Raw genomic sequence first — 18126 nt, forward strand, 5'->3', positions numbered from 1 at the left:
TAAGCTAACTGATACTAATTGCCCGTACGGCTTGTCCCTATAACCTTGACAGGTTGAAGCGCTCTACTGTGTGAGTGCTACCCCAAGTAAAACCAATACTTCTTCCAGATTCAGAGCGCCGCCCGCGATACCGCAGCGACGCTCGTACAAGTTATGCCTGATGACCATAGCAAGTCGGTCCCACCCCTTCCCATCCCGAACAGGACCGTGAAACGACTTTGCGCCGATGATAGTGCTGCAACCAGTGTGAAAGTAGGTTATCGTCAGGCTAGTTATAAAGAAAAAATCCCCGACAGACTGGACGCGCTCAAGATCGCGCCCAGCGCCGTCGGGGATTTTTTTGCTTTGTGCCCGCCGGTTAAGTACCGCTTAACCGCTGGTCAACGCTTCTGCGCTAGCATGCCGCAATTTCAACTCTGCAGGAGTGGATATGAAAAGCGCATTGCTGGTGACTCTGGCCCTCGCGACCCCCGCCTTGCCTTCCGCTGAACAGGCCATCTACGCTGGCGATTTCACACTGGCCTACTCCGTCATCCACCACCGCCTGCAAGCCAAGCCGACCCCTCAGCAGCGCTTTGACCTGCTCCTCCAGCTGGCACGTGCCCAGCAGACTGCTCGCCTGTCCGGCCTGCCCTCGGACGATGAGTCTCGCACGGTGGCAGCTGGTCGCGCAGGCCAAGAAGCTGGGTGCCGATGAGCAAGCCCAGGCCCGCCATGCCGAACTGGTGACAACGTATTTCCGTCAGCTCACCGGCGCCGAGAAAGAAGACTTCATGTCGCTGCAGCCCGCCTTCGCCGCCGTCGCGCGCCAACTCAAGGATCCCTGCAGGAAAGCCGATGCCTTGTTCTTTGCGGCCCTGATGCCCCAGGTGGCCAACCGCGTGCTCGAGTCGGCAGCCGGCATGGAACAGGCGCGCGCCACCGCGGCGGCCGCCCAATGCGAGCTCGAGTTGTCCTACGCCTACCGGCATTTGGCCGAGGTGGCGGAAGCGCGAGGCAACCTGGCGGAGGCGGCGCGGTTGTCCGACCAAAGCCTTGCCTTGCGTCGCCAGCTGAAGTTCCAGGTGTTCCTGCCCTATTCCCTGCTCCAGACGGCCAACTACGCGGACAAGCTTGGCGACCACAGGAAGGCTGGGGCGCAGCGAGCCGAAGCCTTAGCGCTGGCCCAGCGGCTGCATTTGCCCGCCCAGGAAAAGGCCGCGCAGGAAGCGCTGGCTGCTGTGCAGCGCTGAGCACAAGCCAGCAACGTCGCTCTGGAACGGTCAAACCGTTCAGATCGTTGTTTCGATAAAGATCAAGAGGTTTGCTCTTGTGTATCGTCACGCCGCTGTCAAGAAATCGGGGTAAGGTCAGTCTCAGCACTTAACACTGGAGGCTGAGCTCATGCCGGTTCCGTTACCGCGGCGTCGCTTGATCCTGCAAATGCTGTCGGGTGGCCTGCTCGGAGCTGCAGGACTGGGGACCGCCGGCGTGGCCGACACGGTCGACCCGCGCGCCAATCCCCGTTTCTTGCACGGCGTCGCCAGCGGCGACCCGCTGCCCGACCGCGTCATCCTCTGGACGCGCGTGACACCGAATGACGACTGGCACGGGGAAATCCCCGTGGACTGGCGGATCGCCGAGGATCCGGGAATGCGCCATCTCGTTGGCAGCGGCAGGTTGTACGCGACCGAATCGCGCGATTACACGCTCAAGGTTGACGTTCCGAACCTGCGCCCCGGCCACATCTACTTCTACCAGTTCCAGGCGGGCGCCGAACCTTCGCCGATCGGCCGCACGAAAACTCTGCCGGACGCCAGTGTCAGCCAGGTCCGCTTCGCTGCCTTTTCCTGCTCGAACTACCCCGCAGGGTACTTCCATGTCTTTGCCGACGCGGCCAAGCGCGACGACCTCGATGCCGTGCTGCACCTGGGTGACTACATCTACGAATACGGCAAGGGCGGCTATGCAACTCAGCGCTGCGTCGAGCTGGACCGCATTCCGCAGCCGCTCGGCATCCTGATGACCCTGCAGGACTACCGCGCCCGCTATGCCCAATACCACAGCGACAGGGACCTGCAGGCCCTGCACGCGTCCGTGCCCTTCATCACCGTCTGGGACGATCACGAGTTTGCTGACGACACCTGGAGCAGCGGCGCCTGCGACCACGATGAATCGAAATCGCCCTTCGCCGCCCGCCGCGCGGCCGCAGTGCAGGCCTATCACGAGTGGCTGCCGATCCGCATGCCGGACGCCACCAATCCCGACCGCATCTACCGCTCCTTCGACTTCGGCAAACTGGTCTCGCTGCACATGCTGGACACGCGCCTGATCGGCCGCGACCGTCCGGTGAACATCGATGAATTCCGCGACCCGGCCGGCCGCCTCAACGTGGAGGCCTACAAGGCCGCCGTGGCCGACCCGGCCCGCAACATGATTGGCGCCGAGCAGCTGGCCTGGCTGGAGGGCCAGGTCGCGCGCTCGAAGGCGCGCTGGCAAGTCCTCGGCCAGCAGGTGCTGATGGCCAACATGGCTCACCCGCAATCCGTCATCGATGGCCAGCTGAGCATGCCGGAACTGCAGACCCTGCGCGAGCTGGAGCGCAGCGTCCCCGAACGCTTGAGCGAGGCGGACTGGGCGTATCTGAAGGCGGACGCGCTGCCCTGGTATCTGGACTCCTGGGATGGCTACGCTGCAGAGCGCGAGCGCGTGTTCGACATCATGCGCAAGCGCGGCAAGAACCTCGTCGTGCTGGCGGGCGACACCCACAACGCCTGGGCCGCCGACCTGTTCGATGCGCAGAACCGCCGGGTCGGCGTCGAGTTCGCGACCGCATCTGTCTCCTCGCCGGGCCTCGAAACCTGCTACGAGATGGCGCCGGTCGACATCGCCGCCATGTACCGCGACACCGTGCCCGCCCTGCGCTATGCCGAGACTGCCCGGCGCGGCTACATCGTCATCACGGCCACGCAGACCGAGCTGACCTGCGACTACCATTTCGTCGATCGCACCGACAGCCGCCATTACACCGCCACTCTCGGCAAGACCCTGCGCACCTTGCCGGGTCCGTCTCACCGCACCGTACTCGACACCTGATCAGTCGCTGGGCGTCACCGTCACCGGCTCGACCGTGGGCGGCGGCGCGGTCCCGCGGCTGATTGTCTCCCCATCGGTTCGCTTGAGCCGCCAGAACACGGCGGACGACAGGATCGTCAGCCCCGCCAGCGTGAGAAAGCCGTGGTGGATGGCCTGCGTCACCAGCCGGTGATCGGTCTGCGGCACCTTGCCCAGGAACCATTGCGTGACCAGCGTCCCCGAGGCGAGGCCGAAACTCATCGACAGCTGCTGGAACGAGCTCGAGATGGTGCTCGCCATGCTGGAATCTTTTTGCTCGACATCCGCATACGCCAGCGTATTCATGCTGGAGAACTGCAGCGAGTTGAAGAAGCCTGCGTCAGGCCGATCAGCACAATGACCCAGATCGGCGTCGCATCGTTCACGGTGGAGAACAACGAGATGGTCACGCCGATCAGCACAGTATTCACGACCAGCACCTGCCGGTAGCCGAGCTTGCCGAGGATGCGCGCCGACAGGAACTTCATCCCCATCGCCGCCAGCGCCGCCGGCATCATCAAGAGACCGGACAGCCACGGCGGAAATCCCATGCCGACCTGGTACAGCAGCGGCAGCAGAAAGGGCAGGCCGCCCACGCCGAGTCGGGTGATGAAGCCGCCCAGCACCGAGATGCGGAAGGTGCGGATGCGGAACAAGCTCAGCCGCAGCAGGGGATGCGCCCGCTCGCTCGCGTGCCAGGCATAGGCGGCCAGCAGGGCCACGGACAGGCCGAGCATCAGGAATCCGGTCACCGGATCGAGGGTGTGCTCGCCAAACACTTCCAGCAGCCAGGACAGGATCGCCGTGCCCGACGCATACAGGATGAAGCCGATCACATCGAGCGGCCGCTTCTCGCCGCCCTTGTAGTCCGGCATGTAACGCCAGACCAGGAACAGCGCGATGATCCCGACCGGCACGTTGACGAAGAAGATCTCGCGCCACGACATCCAATGCACGATGAGCCCGCCAACCGTCGGCCCCAGTAGCGGCCCGATCAGCGCCGGGATGATGACGAAGTTCATCGCCCCCAGCAGCTCCGACTTGGGAAACGTGCGGATGATGGTGAGCCGCCCGACGGGCATCATCATCGCCCCGCCGACGCCCTGCAGCAGGCGCGCACCCACCATCATCTCCGAGTTTAGCGACAGCCCGCACAGCGCCGAGGCCAGCGTGAAGATGGCAATGGCAGTCGCAAACACGCGCCGCGTACCGAACCGGTCCGCGATCCACCCGCTGATGGGAATGAAGACGGCGAGGCTGAGGATGTAGGTGCTGGCCACCGACTTCAGGCTCAGCGGTGTGACCAGAAGGCTGGCGGCGATGGATGGGATGGCGGTATTGACGATCGTCGCGTCCAGCTGTTCCATGAACAGCGCCGTCGCCACCAGCCAAGGGAGATAGGTTTTTACTGCGGGGCTGGCCATGCCCGATTGTGGCATATCGGCCAGCCGCCAGACGCACGCGTCAGAAGTGGTAGCCGAGCTTGGCCACGACCGTATTCACGCCGCTGTTGGGATGCTTGATGCCGCCGTTGGAGTAGTGCTGGATCTTGAGGGCCGCATCGAAGCCGTTGTCGAACACATAGCCCACGCCGATGTGGTCGCCGAATTCGAAGGCGGTCGACAGGCGGCGCCCGTCGTTGTCATAGGTGTGCGACAGCAGATGCGCGCCGATCGCGCCCTCCACGTACAGGCCCTTTTTGCTCACGTTCTCCCAGCGCCACACGGGGGTGATGCCGATGTCGACCAGGTTCTGCGAATTGCCGGGAATGCTGTGCCAGTAGTTGGCGCGCCAGTCGGCCACGGTCAAATCCCAGTAGCCGGACAGATGGCGGCCATTGGACTCGAACCAGCTGCGGTTGAAGTCGTGCTGCACGCCGAAGCGGACGATCTGCGTACGGGTGCCGGTCGCGACTTCGAAAGAGGTGCCGTTCACGAAGTCCTGCGCCGAGGCGGCCTGCGCGGCGCCCAGTGCGCTCGCGACGGCCAGGCATTTCCAAACTTGCTGAAGAGAGAACATAATGGCCTTTGAAAAAAGAACGCCGTCAATTGTACCCATGTTGTCGAATTGACGAGTGAGACCAAACTGAAATGAAGGAGTTGCCGTGAACCGGCCGGACATCGCATTCCTGGGCATCGGCTTGATGGGCCAGCCGATGGCGCGGCGCCTGCTGCAGGCGGGCTACCGCGTGCGGGTGTGGAACCGGTCGCCGGGCAAGGCGGAGGCCCTGCGCGCGGACGGTGCCGCACCGGCGCTGAGCGTGGCCGAGGCCGCGCAGGGTGCGCAGATCGTGATCAGCATGGTGGCCGACGGGACGGTCGTGCGCACCTGTATCCAGCAGGCGCAGCCCGCGCTGACTCAAGACGCGTTGTGGATCGACATGAGCTCGACGCAGCAGGCCGAGGCGCTGGAGTTCGACGCGCTGCTGCCGGCTTTCATGGATGCGCCCGTGTCCGGCGGTGTCGCCGGCGCCCAGGCCGGGACGCTGGCGATCATGGCGGGCGGCAGCGTGGCGGACTTTGCGCGCGCCGAGCCGGTGCTGCAGGTGCTGGGGCGGCCAACGCTGGTCGGCCCGGCGGGCAGCGGGCAGGTGGCCAAGCTATGCAATCAGCTCATCGTCGGCGGCACGATCAACATCGTGGCGGAGGCGCTGCTGCTGGCCCAAGCGGCGGGCGCGGACCCGGCGGCCGTACGCCAGGCCATCCGTGGCGGCTTTGCCGAGAGCCGCATCCTCGAAGTGCATGGCCAGCGCATGCTGGAGCGGAACTTCATCCCCGGTGGGCAGGTCAAAACGCAGGTCAAGGACATGCAGAACATCCTGGCCGCCGCCGCCGATGCGGGCATCGCGCTGCCAGTGACGGCGCTCGCGCTGGAACACTACCTGAGCATCGCGGACGAGCTGCCGCGCGCCGACCACGCGGCCGCGCTCATCGCGCTGGAAAAGCTGAACCCGGGCCAGCGCCTGGGCGCCGCGCCCGACATCCTGCCGGACTAGGCCGGCAGCGCCGTCTCCACCAGCTTGACCCAGTAGCTCGCCCCGATCGGCAGCAGGTTGTCGTTGAAGTCGTAGCTGGCATTGTGCAGCTGGCACGGGCCAAGCCCGTGGCCGCCCGCGCGGTGGTCGCCTTCGCCATTGCCGATGAACACATAGCACCCCGGTTTGGCCTGCAGCATGAAGGCAAAGTCCTCCGCCCCCATGGTCGGCTCCACGTTGCCATCGACGCGATCGGCGCCGACCACTGCCTTCGCCACCTCGGCCGCAAACGCCGCCTCCTTCTCGTGATTGATCAACGGCGGGTAGTTGCGCTTGAAGTCGAACTGCACCTTAGCGTTGTAAGCCGCCACCGTGTGCTGCGCGATCTCCCGCATGCGCGTCTCGACCAGGTCCAGCACGCCAGTGGTGAAGGTGCGCACCGTGCCCACCAGCTCGGCCTCGTCTGGGATCACATTGGTCGCGCTGCCGGAATGGATCTGCGTGATCGACAGCACCGCCGTGTCGAGCGGATTGCGTTCGCGCGAGATGATGGTCTGCCAGGCCTGCGCCAGCTGCACCGCGATCATGATCGGGTCGATGCCGCGGTGCGGCTGGGCCGCATGCGACCCCTTGCCCTTGATGACCACGCGGAACTCGTTGGACGAGGCCATCATCGGCCCGGACCGCACGCCGAAGCTTCCGGCCGGCATGCCCGGCCAATTGTGCATCCCGTACACCGCCTCCATCGGAAATTTTTCGAACAGCCCATCCTCGATCATGCGCCGCGCGCCCGCGCCGCCTTCCTCGGCGGGCTGGAAGATCAGGTACACCGTGCCATCGAAATTGCGATGCTGCGCCAGATGATGCGCCGCCCCCAGCAGCATGGCCGTGTGCCCGTCATGTCCGCACGCATGCATCTTGCCTGCGTGGCGGGAGGCATGGTCGAACTGGTTCAGCTCCTGTACGGGCAGCGCGTCCATGTCCGCGCGCAGGCCGATTGCGCGAGAAGAGGTGCCGTTCTTGACGATGCCGACCACGCCCGTCACGCCCAGCCCGCGCACGATGGGAATGCCCCACTCGGTCAGGCGCGCGGCCACCACATCGGCGGTGCGGTTCTCTTCGTACGACAGTTCGGGATGCGCGTGCAGGTCGCGGCGGATGAGTTGCAACTCCTGCTGAAAAGCGAGAATGGGTTCGACGAGTTTCATGATGAGTCTCCGTGCGGCCAGCGCTCGTGGCGCTGCCGTAAATGCATGGCGGTGGCCATCCTGTTGCGGCCTGTTCTCAAAGTATTGTAGCCCTTGCCATACCGCGATAGCCAGCCCAGCGAAGAGCTCCCGATTGGTTTACAGTATGCGTTTCCTTCCCCCATCAACACGAGTTGCCGCCATGACCACGACCACTGTGCGCGCCACCTGCCCCCATGACTGTCCGGACACCTGCGCCTTGCTGGTGACGGTCGAAAACGGTGTGGCCACCGAGGTCAAGGGCGACCCCGACCACCCGACCACGGCGGGCGTGCTGTGCACCAAGGTCTCGCGCTACACCGAGCGCACCTACCACCAGGACCGGCTGCTGTACCCTCTGCGCCGCGTCGGCAAGAAGGGCGAAGGCAAGTTCGAACGGATCAGCTGGGACGAAGCGCTCGACACCATCGCCGACCGCCTCAAGAGCATCGTGCGCCGCGCGCCGCAGGCCATCCTGCCGTACAGCTACGCGGGCACGATGGGCCTGGTGCAGGGTGAATCCATGGCCCTGCGCTTCTTCCACACGCTGGGCGCCTCTTTGCTGGACCGTACGATTTGCGCCACGGCGGGCGGCACCGCGTACAAGTACACCATTGGTGGTTCGATCGGCACCGATCTGGAACAGTTCCAGAACTCGAAACTGATCGTGATCTGGGGCGGCAATCCGATCGCGTCCAACCTGCATTTCTGGATGCGCGCACAGGAAGCCAAGCGCCGCGGCGCCAGGCTGATCGCCATCGACCCCTACCGCTCGCTGACGGCCGAGAAGTGCCACCAGCACATCGCCCTGCTGCCTGGCACCGACGCCGCGCTGGCCCTGGGCCTGATGCATGTGCTGATCGCCGAGGACCTGCTGGATCACGCCTACATCGCCCAATACACGGTCGGCTTCGACCAGCTGAAGGAGCGCGCCGCCGAATTTCCGCCCGCGCGCGTGGCCGAGATCTGCGGCATCACGGTCGACGAAGTGATCAACCTGGCGCGTGAATACGGCAGCATGGCCCGCGCGGGCGAGCCGGTGGCGATCCGCATGAACTACGGCCTGCAGCGCGTGCGCGGCGGCGGCATGTCCGTCCGCTCGATCGCCTGCCTGCCCGCGCTGGTGGGCGCCTGGCGCCACCCGGCCGGCGGCGTGCAGCTCTCGACCAGCGGCGGCTTCCCGGCCAACAAGGCAGGCCTGCAGCGCCCCGACCTGCTCAAGGGACCGGCGCGCACCATCAACATGGTCACCATCGGCGACGACCTGCTGAAGGAGACCTCGCCCGAATTCGGCCCGAAGATCGAAGCCGTCATCGTCTACAACTCCAACCCGGTCGCGGTGGCGCCCGAGTCGCCCAGGGTGGCGCAGGGCTTCGCGCGCGAGGACCTGTTCACGGTGGTGCTGGAGCACTTCCAGACCGACACCGCGGACTACGCCGACATCGTGCTCCCCGCCACCACGCAGCTGGAACACACCGACGCGCACCTCGCCTACGGCCACCTGTACATGATGGCCAATAACCCGGCCATCGCGCCGCTGGGCGAGGCCAAGCCGAACACGGAGATCTTCCGCCTGCTGGCGGCGCGCATGGGCCTCGACGATCCGATCTTCAAGGAGACCGACGAGCAGCTCGCCGCCCAGGCCTTCGACAAAAATGATGCGAAGGCCATCCATTTCGACTGGGAGTCCCTGAAGCGCAAGGGCTGGCAGAAGCTCAACATGCCGGCTGCGCCGTTCGCGGAAGGCGGCTTTCCCACGCCCTCCGGCAAGTGCGAGTTCTACTCCGAGCAGATGCTCAAGGACGGCCTCGATCCGCTGCCCGCCTACATCCCGCCGTATGAATCCGTGGCCTCGAATTCCGCGCTGGCCGCGAAGTATCCGCTCGCGATGATCTCCCCGCCGCAGCGCAACTTTTTGAATTCCACTTTCGTCAACGTGGCCAGCCTGCGTGCGACGGAAGGCGAACCGCATCTCGACATCCACCCGCACGACAGCGCACAGCGCGGTATTGAGAACGGCGACATGGTCCGCATCTTCAATGATCGAGGGTCGTTCGTCTGCAAGGCCCGCGTGACCGACAAGGCCCGCCGCGGCCTCGTGGTCGGCCTGTCGGTGTGGTGGAAGAAGCTCGCCGCCGACGGCAAGAATGCCAATGAAGTCACCAGCCAGCGCCTCACCGACATGGGGCGCGCACCAACGTTTTATGACACGCTCGTACAAGTGGAAAAAGCTGCTGCCGGAACGCATCCGGCATAGCAGCAAGGCGCGGCGCCTGATCGCTGCAGGACTGGTCGCGGGCCTGCTGGCCAGCTGCTCCACGCTCAACTACTACGCCCAGGCCGCGCACGGCCAGCTCGCGCTGCTCTCGGATGCCCGTCCGGTCGACGACTGGCTGGCCGACGTGAAGACCGACGCCAAGCTGCGCAAGCGGCTGGAGAGCGCGCGCAAGATCCGCGCCTATGCGGTGGCGGAACTCGGCCTGCCGGATAACCAGAGCTACAAGAACTACGCGTCTCTGCAGCGACCCTTCGTGCTGTGGAACGTGGTCGCCACGCCCGAGCTGTCGCTCAAGCCCATGCAGTGGTGCTTCCCCATCGCGGGTTGCGTGGCCTACCGTGGCTACTACAGCAAGGACGATGCGCAGACCTACGCGAAAGAGCTGCGCGCCGACGGCAACGACGTGCAGGTCGGCGGCGTGCCCGCGTACTCCACGCTCGGCTGGTTCAACGATCCGCTGGTCTCCACCTTCATCAACTATCCGGATGCGGAGCTGGCGCGCCTGATCTTCCACGAACTCGCTCACCAGGTGGCCTACATTGCGGGCGACTCGCAGTTCAATGAGTCCTTTGCCACCACGGTGGAAGAGGAGGGCGTCAAGCGCTGGCTGGACGCCTTCGGCAATGACCAGATGCGCGATGCCTACACGCGCTACTCCTCGCGCAAGAAGGACTTCCTGCGCCTCCTGCTGGATGCCCGCGCGAAGCTGGACACGGCCTACAAGGCGCCGACCAGCGTGGAGCAGAAACGGGCCGACAAGGCGCGTATCTTCCAGGAGCTGAAGGACGAATACCAGGTGCTCAAGGAACAATGGGGCGGCTACGCGGGCTACGACCGCTTCTTCAACGAGCCGCTCTCCAACGCGCACCTGGCGTCGATCGCCACTTACAACGACTACGTCCCCGCCTTCCGCGCGCTGCTGGCGAAAGAAAGGACTTTCCCCCGCTTCTACGCCGCCGTCAAGCAGCTGTCCACCCAGGACAAGGCGGTGCGCGACCGCCGCCTCAAGGCCCTGGCTCCGCCGACGGCCTGAGCCGCATCTACTCCCGTTAATGCTGCACCGCAAGACCGCCCGAGGGCGGTTTTGCCGTTTTTTGACGCAGTAGAGATATTGCTCAAATTTCAGCCAAATACCTTGCATCCCCGCCGTCCGCCCGATAGCATCTGCTGAGGAGCTGCAAAGCGCTTGCTTTCCTGCGCCCGTAGGCCGGGCTCAATAACGATAAATATTCGGAGACACGAGGCTCACGATGGACAAACTTTGGCTGAAGTCCTACCCTCCCGGAGTCCCAGCGGAGATCGACCCTGACCAGTACAGCTCACTGGTGGAGGTGTTCGAAGAGTCCTTCCGCAAGTACGCCGACCGCAACGCGTACGTGTGCATGGACAAGTTCATGACCTACGCGGAGCTGGACGCCTACTCCAAGCTCCTCGCGGCCTGGCTGCAAAGCCGCGGCATGCAGAAGGGCGCCCGCGTCGCGGTGATGATGCCCAACGTGCTCCAGTACCCGGTCGCCATCGTCGCCATCCTGCGTGCGGGCTATACGGTGGTGAACGTGAATCCGCTGTACACGCCGCGCGAACTGGAACACCAGCTCAAGGACTCCGGCTCCGAAGCCATCATCGTGCTCGAGAACTTCGCGCACACGCTGGAGCAGGTTCTCACGCGCACCCCGGTCAAGCACATCATCGTCGCCAACATGGGCGAGATGCTCGGTGGCCTCAAGGGCATGCTGGTCAACTTCGTGGTCCGCAGCGTCAAGAAGCTGGTGCCGGCGTACGCGCTGCCGAACGCCGTCAGCTTCAAGGACACGCTCTCGCACGCCAAGCGCATGACCTTCACGCCGGTGCAGGCGAAGAGCAGCGACGCCGCCTTCCTGCAGTACACCGGCGGCACCACCGGCGTCTCGAAAGGCGCCACGCTCACCCACCGCAACGTGATCGCCAACGTGCTGCAGACCGAGGCCTGGTCCAAGCCCGGCATGGACCGCGAGCCCAGGGTGGACCAGGTCACCATCGTCTGCGCGCTGCCGCTGTACCACATCTTTGCGCTGACCGCCTGCGCCATGTGGGGCATGCGCGTGGGTGCGCTGAACATCCTGATTCCGAACCCGCGCGACATCGGTGGCTTTATCAAGGAGCTGACCAAGTACAAGGTCAACATGCTCCCCGCCGTGAACACGCTGTACAACGCGCTGGTCAACCACCCGGACTTCAAGACCATCGACTTCTCGGGCCTCAAGTTCTCCAACGGCGGCGGCATGGCCGTGCAACAGGCGGTCAACGAGAAGTGGCTCGCCGCGACCGGTACCCCGATCATTGAAGGCTACGGCCTGTCCGAGACCGCGCCGGTGGCCACCTGCAACCGCGCCGACCAGACCCGCTTCAACGGCACCATCGGCCTGCCCGTGCCCTCCACTGACATCGCCATCCTCGGTGATGACGACCAGCCGGTGCCGCTCGGCCAGCCGGGCGAGATCGCGATCCGCGGCCCGCAGGTGATGGCCGGCTACTGGAACCGCCCGGACGAAACGGCCAAGGTCATGACCCGCGACGGTTTCTTCAAGTCCGGTGACGTGGGCGTGATGAACGAGGAAGGCTACGTGAAGATCGTGGACCGCAAGAAGGATATGATCCTGGTCTCCGGCTTCAACGTGTACCCGAACGAAGTGGAGGCGGTGGTCTCTTCGCACCCCGGCGTGCTGGAATGCGCCTGCATCGGCGTGCCGGACGAGCATTCCGGCGAAGCGGTCAAGCTGTACGTGGTGAAGAAGGATCCGGGCCTCACCGCCGACAAGCTGATGGAGTTCTGCAAGGAGCAGCTGACCGGCTACAAGAAGCCCAAGTACATCGAGTTCCGCGAAGAGCTGCCCAAGACGAACGTCGGCAAGATCCTGCGCCGCGTGCTGCGCGATGAGATCAAGGCCAAAGAAGCGGCATGACAGACACGATTCATAACGAGGTAAGGATGGACAAGATTTGGCTCAAGGAGTACCAGCCGGGCGTGCCCGCGGAGATCGACTGGACGCAGTACCGGTCGCTGACCCATTTGCTGGAGGAGTCATTCCGCAAGTACGCCGACCGCAAGGCCTATGCCTGCATGGACAAGACCATCACCTTCGGCGAAGTTGACCGCATGTCGCAGCAGATGGCGGCCTGGCTGCAGAGCCGGGGCATGAAGCCGGGCGCGCGCGTGGCCATCATGATGCCCAACGTGCTGCAGTACCCGGTCGCGATGGCGGCCATCCTGCGCGCGGGTTACACCATCGTCAACGTGAATCCGCTGTACACGGCGCGCGAGTTGCAGCACCAGATGGTGGATTCGGGCGCGGAAGCCATCGTCGTGTTGGAGAACTTTGCCACCACCGTGGAGCACGTGCTGCCGCACACGCAGATCAAGCACGTCATCGTGGCCGCCATGGGCGACCTGCTGGGCGCCCTCAAGGGCACGGTGGTCAACTTCGTGGTGCGCCGCGTGAAGAAGATGGTGCCCACCTACTCGCTGCCGGGCGCGATCTCCTTCAACAAGATGCTGGCCGAGGGCGCGCGCATGACGCTCAAGCCGGTCAAGCTGGGGCATGACGATATCGCCTTCCTGCAATACACCGGCGGCACCACTGGCGTGTCGAAAGGCGCGGTGCTGCTGCACCGGAACGTGATCGCCAACGTACTGCAAAACGAAGCCTGGCTGCAGCCGACCATGGACACGCTGCCCAAGGACTCGCAGCTGCAGTTCGTGTGCGCGCTGCCGCTGTATCACATCTACGCGCTCACTGTTTGCGCGTTGATGGGCATGCGCCTGGGCGGCATGAACGTCCTGATCCCGAACCCGCGCGACATCCCCGGCTTCATCAAGGAACTGAAGAAGTACCGCATCAATGTCTTCCCGGCCGTGAACACGCTGTACAACGGCTTGATGAACAATCCCGAATTCGCGAGCGTCGACTTCTCGGGCTGCAAGATCGCCAATGGCGGCGGCATGGCGGTGCAGCAGTCGGTGGCCGAGCGCTGGCTCAAGCTCACCGGCTACCCGATCATCGAAGGCTACGGCATGTCCGAAACCTCCCCGGTGGTCACCGCCAACCGCTGCGATATAAAGGAATTCACGGGCACCATCGGCCTGCCGTATCCGTCGACCGAAGTGCGCATCCTGGACGACGCCGGCAACGAAGTGCCGCTCGGGTCTCCGGGCGAGATCGCGGTGCGTGGCCCGCAGGTGATGGCAGGCTACTGGCAGCGCGACGACGAAACCGCCAAGTCGATGACGCCGGACGGCTTCTTCAAGACCGGCGACGTCGGCATCATGGACGACCGCGGCTACACCCGCATCGTGGACCGCAAGAAGGACATGATCCTGGTCTCCGGCTTCAACGTCTACCCGAACGAAGTGGAAGGCGTGGTCGCGATGCACCCCGGCGTGCTGGAGGTGGCCTGCATCGGCGTGCCGGACCAGCACTCGGGCGAAGCGGTCAAGCTGTTCGTGGTGAAGAAGGACCCGGCCCTGACCGAGAAGGCGCTGATGGACTTCTGCAAGGAAGAGCTGACCGGCTACAAGCGCCCCAAGTACATCGAGTTCCGCGACGAACTGCCGAAGACCAACGTCGGCAAGATCCTGCGCCGCCAGCTGCGCGACGAGAAGAAGGCGGCTTAAGCCACCTCGTTCACGAAACGCGCGGCCACGGCGTCCAGCAGTGGCTCACGATACGCCGGGGCCGGCGTCCGCAGCCCGCCCAGCGGGGTATTCATGATGGGGTGGTCCAGCGCCGGATTGGCCAGCCCCAGTTCCTTCCTCAGGTGCAGCACCAGCACGATCTCATACGGGTCGTACCAGTATTCGTCCCGCTCCAGGTCCGGCGATCCCTTCGCCATCGACACCTGGGTGTGGCGGTCGCAGGCCGCCAGCATCAGGGGCGCGAGCGCCTCCGGGTCCGGATGCCGCCAGTGGGCCAGCAGCGCTTCGAACAGCGGCTCGCTGTGCGCCTGCGGCGGATATTTGTCACGGCCGCTTTCGAACCACTGATCCAGCAGGCGCAGGGCGAACAACTGCGTACGCCGTTCGGGCGCGTACTTTTTCTGGCTGAGATCCGCGAAGTCGGCGGTCAGCCGCGCATGGCAGTACTGATGCATTTCGCGCGCCTTGTCCCGCCACCCGATCAGCAGGCAGTGGACAGCCGTGGGCACCATGTGTTCCAGGTCGTCGGCTCGCAGCGTGCCCCGCGCGTGTTGGGCCATGCGCGCACCCTGGACGTGGTAGGCGAGGCTGCGCGTCCATGGAATGGTCCAGTCCTTTCCGATCTCCTTGCGGTACGCCTCCAGCCCATCCTGCTCCCGTTCGCGCATCTGGATGAAGCAGCGGGTGCTCGGGTCGTTCACGGCAGCGCTCACGACTTTTGCAGCGTAGGACGCGCGCATCTCCGGCTCGCTGTCAGCAAGGCTCGGCGAGGCGAGGATGGCGGCTTCCATATCCGCAGCGGTGAAGGCCTCGTCGTACATCAGGAATTTGGCGATCTTGATGTCCCGCGTTTCCGTGTCATCCCCCAAGCTCCAGATATGCGGAGCGCGCTGGCGCAGTGCTTCATACCGTTTGGCGCAGGCCGCGGCGCCCTTGGAGACAGCGCGCTTGGGCACACCCGCGCCCAGCGCCACCTGGATGGCGTGCCAGCGCAGCATCATCGCGCAGTGATCCACGTCGCGCACTGCGCCGTCGTTGCGGTAGGTGTAGCGGTCCGCGCCCTCGTAGTCATACGAGGTGTATTCGAAGCCGGGGCCCCGGTCTGCGTAGGTCTGGAGGAAGGCCAGCTCGTTGAACTGCCAGTCGCGGAAGTTGACGGTGTAGTCCTTGAGGTACTTCTTCAGGTCCGGAAAGCGTGGCGCGATGCCTGGGCGCTCGATGAGCGGAATGCCCGCTGCGGACACCTGGGTCTCCGCGCGGACCGCGGCATCGAGGTGCACGACTTCACTGGCTGCCGCCAGTGTCCTGCAGCGCTGCGCCAACCGGTGGGCGTGCGGGTGGGGCTCGGTGGCCGGGTCTTGCTCCGCCCATTCCGCGTGCAGTTCTGCCAGGCGATCGAGCAGGTCCGCCACGATGAGCCCTTCCGCCGCGCTGATGGTGGCCGGTGGTGTGCTGGCATACTTTTCGGCGAAGAAGGCGGCGGCCCATTCATCCGGAATGACGTACGTGTCGGGCCGGGTGCTGCTGCCTTCCAGCCAGTTGGCCGGGTTCTTCGCCCCCGTCCATTGCGCCCCCAGCTCCGCCATCTGCGCGGCCACCACCGGCTCCAGCGCCGCGCGGTTCTCGGGCGAGCGCGCCACCGAAAAATCGTTGCAAGACTGGTCGGTAAAGTCGGCGGCGGCGCAGGCCAGTGCGTCGGCCAGCAGGGCGAGGTCGGAAGCGGAAAGCGTTGCGCGGGCAGCCTGGGTCATTACATTCTCGACGTTAAGATATTGAACTTATCCTATCGTCGGTTTTAACCTTTGGCAACGGTCTGTTCAGGCCTTAAGCAGGCCCGATCTCCCGGACTCCACCACATACGCGCCCACCGCCGCGATGCCGGAGTCGGCGCGCTGCACGTCGTCCAGCCCGAGAAAGGTCGCGCGGCTGGACTGCGGCGTGAGCTCCATGAGCGTGAAACCGCGCTTGTCGCTGCGGCCGAACCTGATGTGCGGGTTCATTTGCAGGAACTGCTCGGTGCGGGATTGCGGGCGCGAGTTGGAGGTCACCGAGGTGACCACGAACTCGGTCGCCAGCAGGGGATTGTCCTTGCTCGGCGGCCGGTCGAAATCGGCGCGCAGTTCGGTGGCGTAGAAACCGTGCACGTCCCCACCCAGCACCAGCGGATTGGAAACGCCGTAGGTGCGGAAGGACTCCAGCAGCTTGCGGCGCGCGGCTGGATAGCCGTCCCACCCATCGGTCCAAAAGCGGCCATCGCCTAGCTGCAAGACAGGCACCTGGCTCGAACGCGCCATCAGCGTCTGCTGGGCGATCACGTTCCACTCGGCGCGCGAGGTACGCAAGCCCTCGGCCAACCAGGATTCCTGGTCGGCGCCGAGCATGGAACGCTTCGGGTCATTCAGCTGAGTGCAGGCGCGTGTGACGGAGTTGGAACCGCCGCGGCCTGGCCGCGGACAGGCTTCGTAGGCGCGATACTGGCGGTCGTCCAGCACGTGGAAGCGCGCCAGCCTGCCCCAGTCGTAGCGCTGGTACATGCGGGTACGGGTGAAGTCGCCGTTGCGCGGCACCTCCAGCCGTAGCGGCATGTGTTCGTAGAAGGCCTGGTAGGCTGCGGCACGGCGCTGCAGGAAATCCGGCGACAGCAGCTCGTCCCGGTCAGCCGCGTAGTCGTTGGCGACTTCGTGGTCATCCCAGGTCGCGATCCATGGCGCCACCAGGTGCGCCGCCTGCAACTGCGTGTCGCTCTTGTACTGCGCATAGCGCGCGCGGTAGCTCTCCAGCGTGAAGCTCTCGTTCTCGCGCACCGGGCGCGTTGGATGGGTAAGCGCGAACGGGCCCCATTCGTAGATGTAGTCGCCGAGGAAGGCCACCAGGTCCGGCGACGCCTGCGCGATGTGGTGGTGCGCCGCGTAGCTGCCGAATTCCCAGTGCTGGCAGGAGGCCACGGCCAGCTTGAGCGAGGCGGGCAGGGCGTCCGGCGCCGGTGCGGTGCGCGTGCGGCCGATCGGGCTCATGGCGCCGCCGTACATGAAGCGGTACCAGTACCAGCGGTCCGGCCGCAGGCCTTGCGCGTCCACGTGCACGCTGTGCGCCAGCTCTGGTGCGGCCAGCGCCGTGCCTTTGTTGACGATGGTACGGAAACCTTCGTCCTCCGCGATCTCCCAGCGCACCGGCACCGCGACCTTGGGCGCAGAGGACGCGTCGAGAGGCTTGGGCAGGATGCGCGTCCACAGGATCACAGCGGTCGGCAGCGGCGAGCCGGAGGCCACGCCCAGGCTGAAGGGATCGTCCTGCGGCGGCTCGGCCTCGGCCTGGCTGCGCACGCAGCCAGTGGCCGCCGCCAGCGCGGCCAGCTGCCCGGCGCGGGCGAGGAACAGCCGGCGCTGCGCGTCCATCTCTCGTTATTGCTGGATCAGGGACTCGATCGGCGGCAGCTGGCGCGGCTTGCGGTCCGGGCCTGTCGCCACATAGGTCAGGGTGGCTTCCGTGACCTTGACCACGTCCGCCTGCAGGCGGTTGCGCTCCGCGTAGACCTCGACGTACACCGTAATCGACGTGTTGCCGACCTTGACGATGTCCGCATAAAACGAGAGCAGGTCGCCCACGAACACGGGGTGCTTGAACAGGAAGGAATTCACGGCGATGGTCGCGACGCGGCCATTGGCGCGGCGCGTCGCGGGCAGCGAACCGGCAATGTCCACCTGCGCCATGATCCAGCCGCCGAACACGTCGCCGTAGACATTGGCGTCGGACGGCGCGGGCATCACGCGCAGTTCGGGCATTTTCCCCTCGGGCAGGCGGGCGCGCTGGTTGGTGGCGGGCGGATTTTGCTGCGTGGTCATCTTGTTTTTCCGTGAAAAGCTACAATCGTCTGGAATTGTCC

The 18126-nt window shown here is 65.1% G+C and carries 12 protein-coding genes, 1 rRNA gene and 1 pseudogene; 8 read left to right on the plus strand and 6 right to left on the minus strand.

What is annotated here, in order from left to right; genetic code table 11:
• The first annotated feature begins 156 nt into the window (after positions 1-156).
• From rrf to E4L96_RS04370, 3 genes are all read left to right on the plus strand, one after another.
• Positions 157-269, plus strand: a 5S ribosomal RNA gene (rrf, locus tag E4L96_RS04360).
• A gap of 306 nt (positions 270-575) precedes the next feature.
• On the plus strand, positions 576-1232 hold the full coding sequence (locus tag E4L96_RS04365) for a hypothetical protein (RefSeq protein ID WP_135206004.1): 657 nt from the start codon (positions 576-578) through the stop codon (positions 1230-1232).
• 178 nt (positions 1233-1410) lie between these two features.
• Positions 1411-3075 (plus strand): alkaline phosphatase D family protein, encoded by a 1665-nt coding sequence (locus E4L96_RS04370; protein ID WP_229414218.1) that lies wholly within the window; start codon positions 1411-1413, stop codon positions 3073-3075.
• On the opposite strand, the pseudogene E4L96_RS04375 reads toward E4L96_RS04370, so the two are convergent.
• Both E4L96_RS04375 and E4L96_RS04380 read right to left on the minus strand, forming a co-directional pair.
• Positions 3076-4517, minus strand: a pseudogene (locus E4L96_RS04375) (DHA2 family efflux MFS transporter permease subunit). It abuts the gene before it with no gap.
• A 40-nt stretch (positions 4518-4557) separates the two neighbouring features.
• Entirely contained in the window at positions 4558-5112 is a 555-nt protein-coding gene (locus E4L96_RS04380; protein WP_135206006.1) for an acyloxyacyl hydrolase, read from the minus strand.
• An 85-nt stretch (positions 5113-5197) separates the two neighbouring features.
• Here E4L96_RS04380 and E4L96_RS04385 point away from each other — a divergent pair, with 85 nt between their 5' ends.
• Positions 5198-6088: an NAD(P)-dependent oxidoreductase gene (locus E4L96_RS04385; RefSeq protein ID WP_135206007.1), complete on the plus strand. Its 891-nt coding sequence runs from the start codon at positions 5198-5200 to the stop codon at positions 6086-6088.
• Here E4L96_RS04385 and E4L96_RS04390 read toward each other — a convergent pair.
• Positions 6085-7275: a M20 aminoacylase family protein gene (locus tag E4L96_RS04390; RefSeq protein WP_135206008.1), complete on the minus strand. Its 1191-nt coding sequence runs from the start codon at positions 7273-7275 to the stop codon at positions 6085-6087. The genes E4L96_RS04385 and E4L96_RS04390 overlap by 4 nt on opposite strands.
• Before the next feature lie 181 nt (positions 7276-7456).
• On the opposite strand from E4L96_RS04390, the gene E4L96_RS04395 reads away from it, so the two are divergent.
• The 4 genes from E4L96_RS04395 (at position 7457) to E4L96_RS04410 (ending at position 14222) form a co-directional block, all read left to right on the plus strand.
• Positions 7457-9550 carry a molybdopterin-containing oxidoreductase family protein gene (locus E4L96_RS04395; protein WP_135206009.1) on the plus strand — a complete coding sequence of 698 codons (2094 nt, stop codon included), beginning with the start codon at positions 7457-7459 and terminating at the stop codon, positions 9548-9550.
• A complete protein-coding gene (locus E4L96_RS04400; RefSeq protein WP_135206010.1) occupies positions 9498-10604 on the plus strand; it encodes an aminopeptidase in 1107 nt (368 codons plus the stop codon). Before E4L96_RS04395 ends, E4L96_RS04400 begins: the two co-directional genes overlap by 53 nt.
• Before the next feature lie 217 nt (positions 10605-10821).
• Positions 10822-12513, plus strand: coding sequence for a long-chain-fatty-acid--CoA ligase (locus E4L96_RS04405; protein ID WP_135206011.1), 1692 nt, complete (start codon positions 10822-10824; stop codon positions 12511-12513).
• A 26-nt stretch (positions 12514-12539) separates the two neighbouring features.
• Positions 12540-14222: a long-chain fatty acid--CoA ligase gene (locus tag E4L96_RS04410; protein ID WP_135206012.1), complete on the plus strand. Its 1683-nt coding sequence runs from the start codon at positions 12540-12542 to the stop codon at positions 14220-14222.
• On the opposite strand, the gene E4L96_RS23515 is transcribed toward E4L96_RS04410, so the two are convergent.
• From E4L96_RS23515 to E4L96_RS04425, 3 genes are all read right to left on the minus strand, one after another.
• Positions 14219-15994, minus strand: a complete 1776-nt coding sequence (locus E4L96_RS23515) for a hypothetical protein (RefSeq protein WP_167758596.1) — start codon at positions 15992-15994, stop codon at positions 14219-14221. The genes E4L96_RS04410 and E4L96_RS23515 overlap by 4 nt on opposite strands.
• A 66-nt stretch (positions 15995-16060) precedes the next feature.
• Positions 16061-17638, minus strand: coding sequence for an alkaline phosphatase D family protein (locus tag E4L96_RS04420; RefSeq protein WP_135206013.1), 1578 nt, complete (start codon positions 17636-17638; stop codon positions 16061-16063).
• A gap of 6 nt (positions 17639-17644) precedes the next feature.
• Positions 17645-18085 (minus strand): acyl-CoA thioesterase, encoded by a 441-nt coding sequence (locus E4L96_RS04425; RefSeq protein ID WP_135206014.1) that lies wholly within the window; start codon positions 18083-18085, stop codon positions 17645-17647.
• Between the last annotated feature and the right edge of the window lie 41 nt (positions 18086-18126).

It is taken from the genome of Zemynaea arenosa, from assembly GCF_004614185.1.
Classification (GTDB): Bacteria; Pseudomonadota; Gammaproteobacteria; order Burkholderiales; family Burkholderiaceae_D; genus Telluria; species Telluria arenosa.

Coding starts and splice junctions, on each gene's coding strand:
- E4L96_RS04380 (WP_135206006.1), bottom strand. CDS start 5,112: ATGTTCTCTCTTCAGCAAGTTTGGAAATGCCTGGCCGTCGCGAGCGCA.
- E4L96_RS04390 (WP_135206008.1), bottom strand. CDS start 7,275: ATGAAACTCGTCGAACCCATTCTCGCTTTTCAGCAGGAGTTGCAACTC.
- E4L96_RS04395 (WP_135206009.1), top strand. CDS start 7,457: ATGACCACGACCACTGTGCGCGCCACCTGCCCCCATGACTGTCCGGAC.
- E4L96_RS04400 (WP_135206010.1), top strand. CDS start 9,498: ATGACACGCTCGTACAAGTGGAAAAAGCTGCTGCCGGAACGCATCCGG.
- E4L96_RS04405 (WP_135206011.1), top strand. CDS start 10,822: ATGGACAAACTTTGGCTGAAGTCCTACCCTCCCGGAGTCCCAGCGGAG.
- E4L96_RS04410 (WP_135206012.1), top strand. CDS start 12,540: ATGGACAAGATTTGGCTCAAGGAGTACCAGCCGGGCGTGCCCGCGGAG.
- E4L96_RS23515 (WP_167758596.1), bottom strand. CDS start 15,994: ATGACCCAGGCTGCCCGCGCAACGCTTTCCGCTTCCGACCTCGCCCTG.
- E4L96_RS04420 (WP_135206013.1), bottom strand. CDS start 17,638: ATGGACGCGCAGCGCCGGCTGTTCCTCGCCCGCGCCGGGCAGCTGGCC.
- E4L96_RS04425 (WP_135206014.1), bottom strand. CDS start 18,085: ATGACCACGCAGCAAAATCCGCCCGCCACCAACCAGCGCGCCCGCCTG.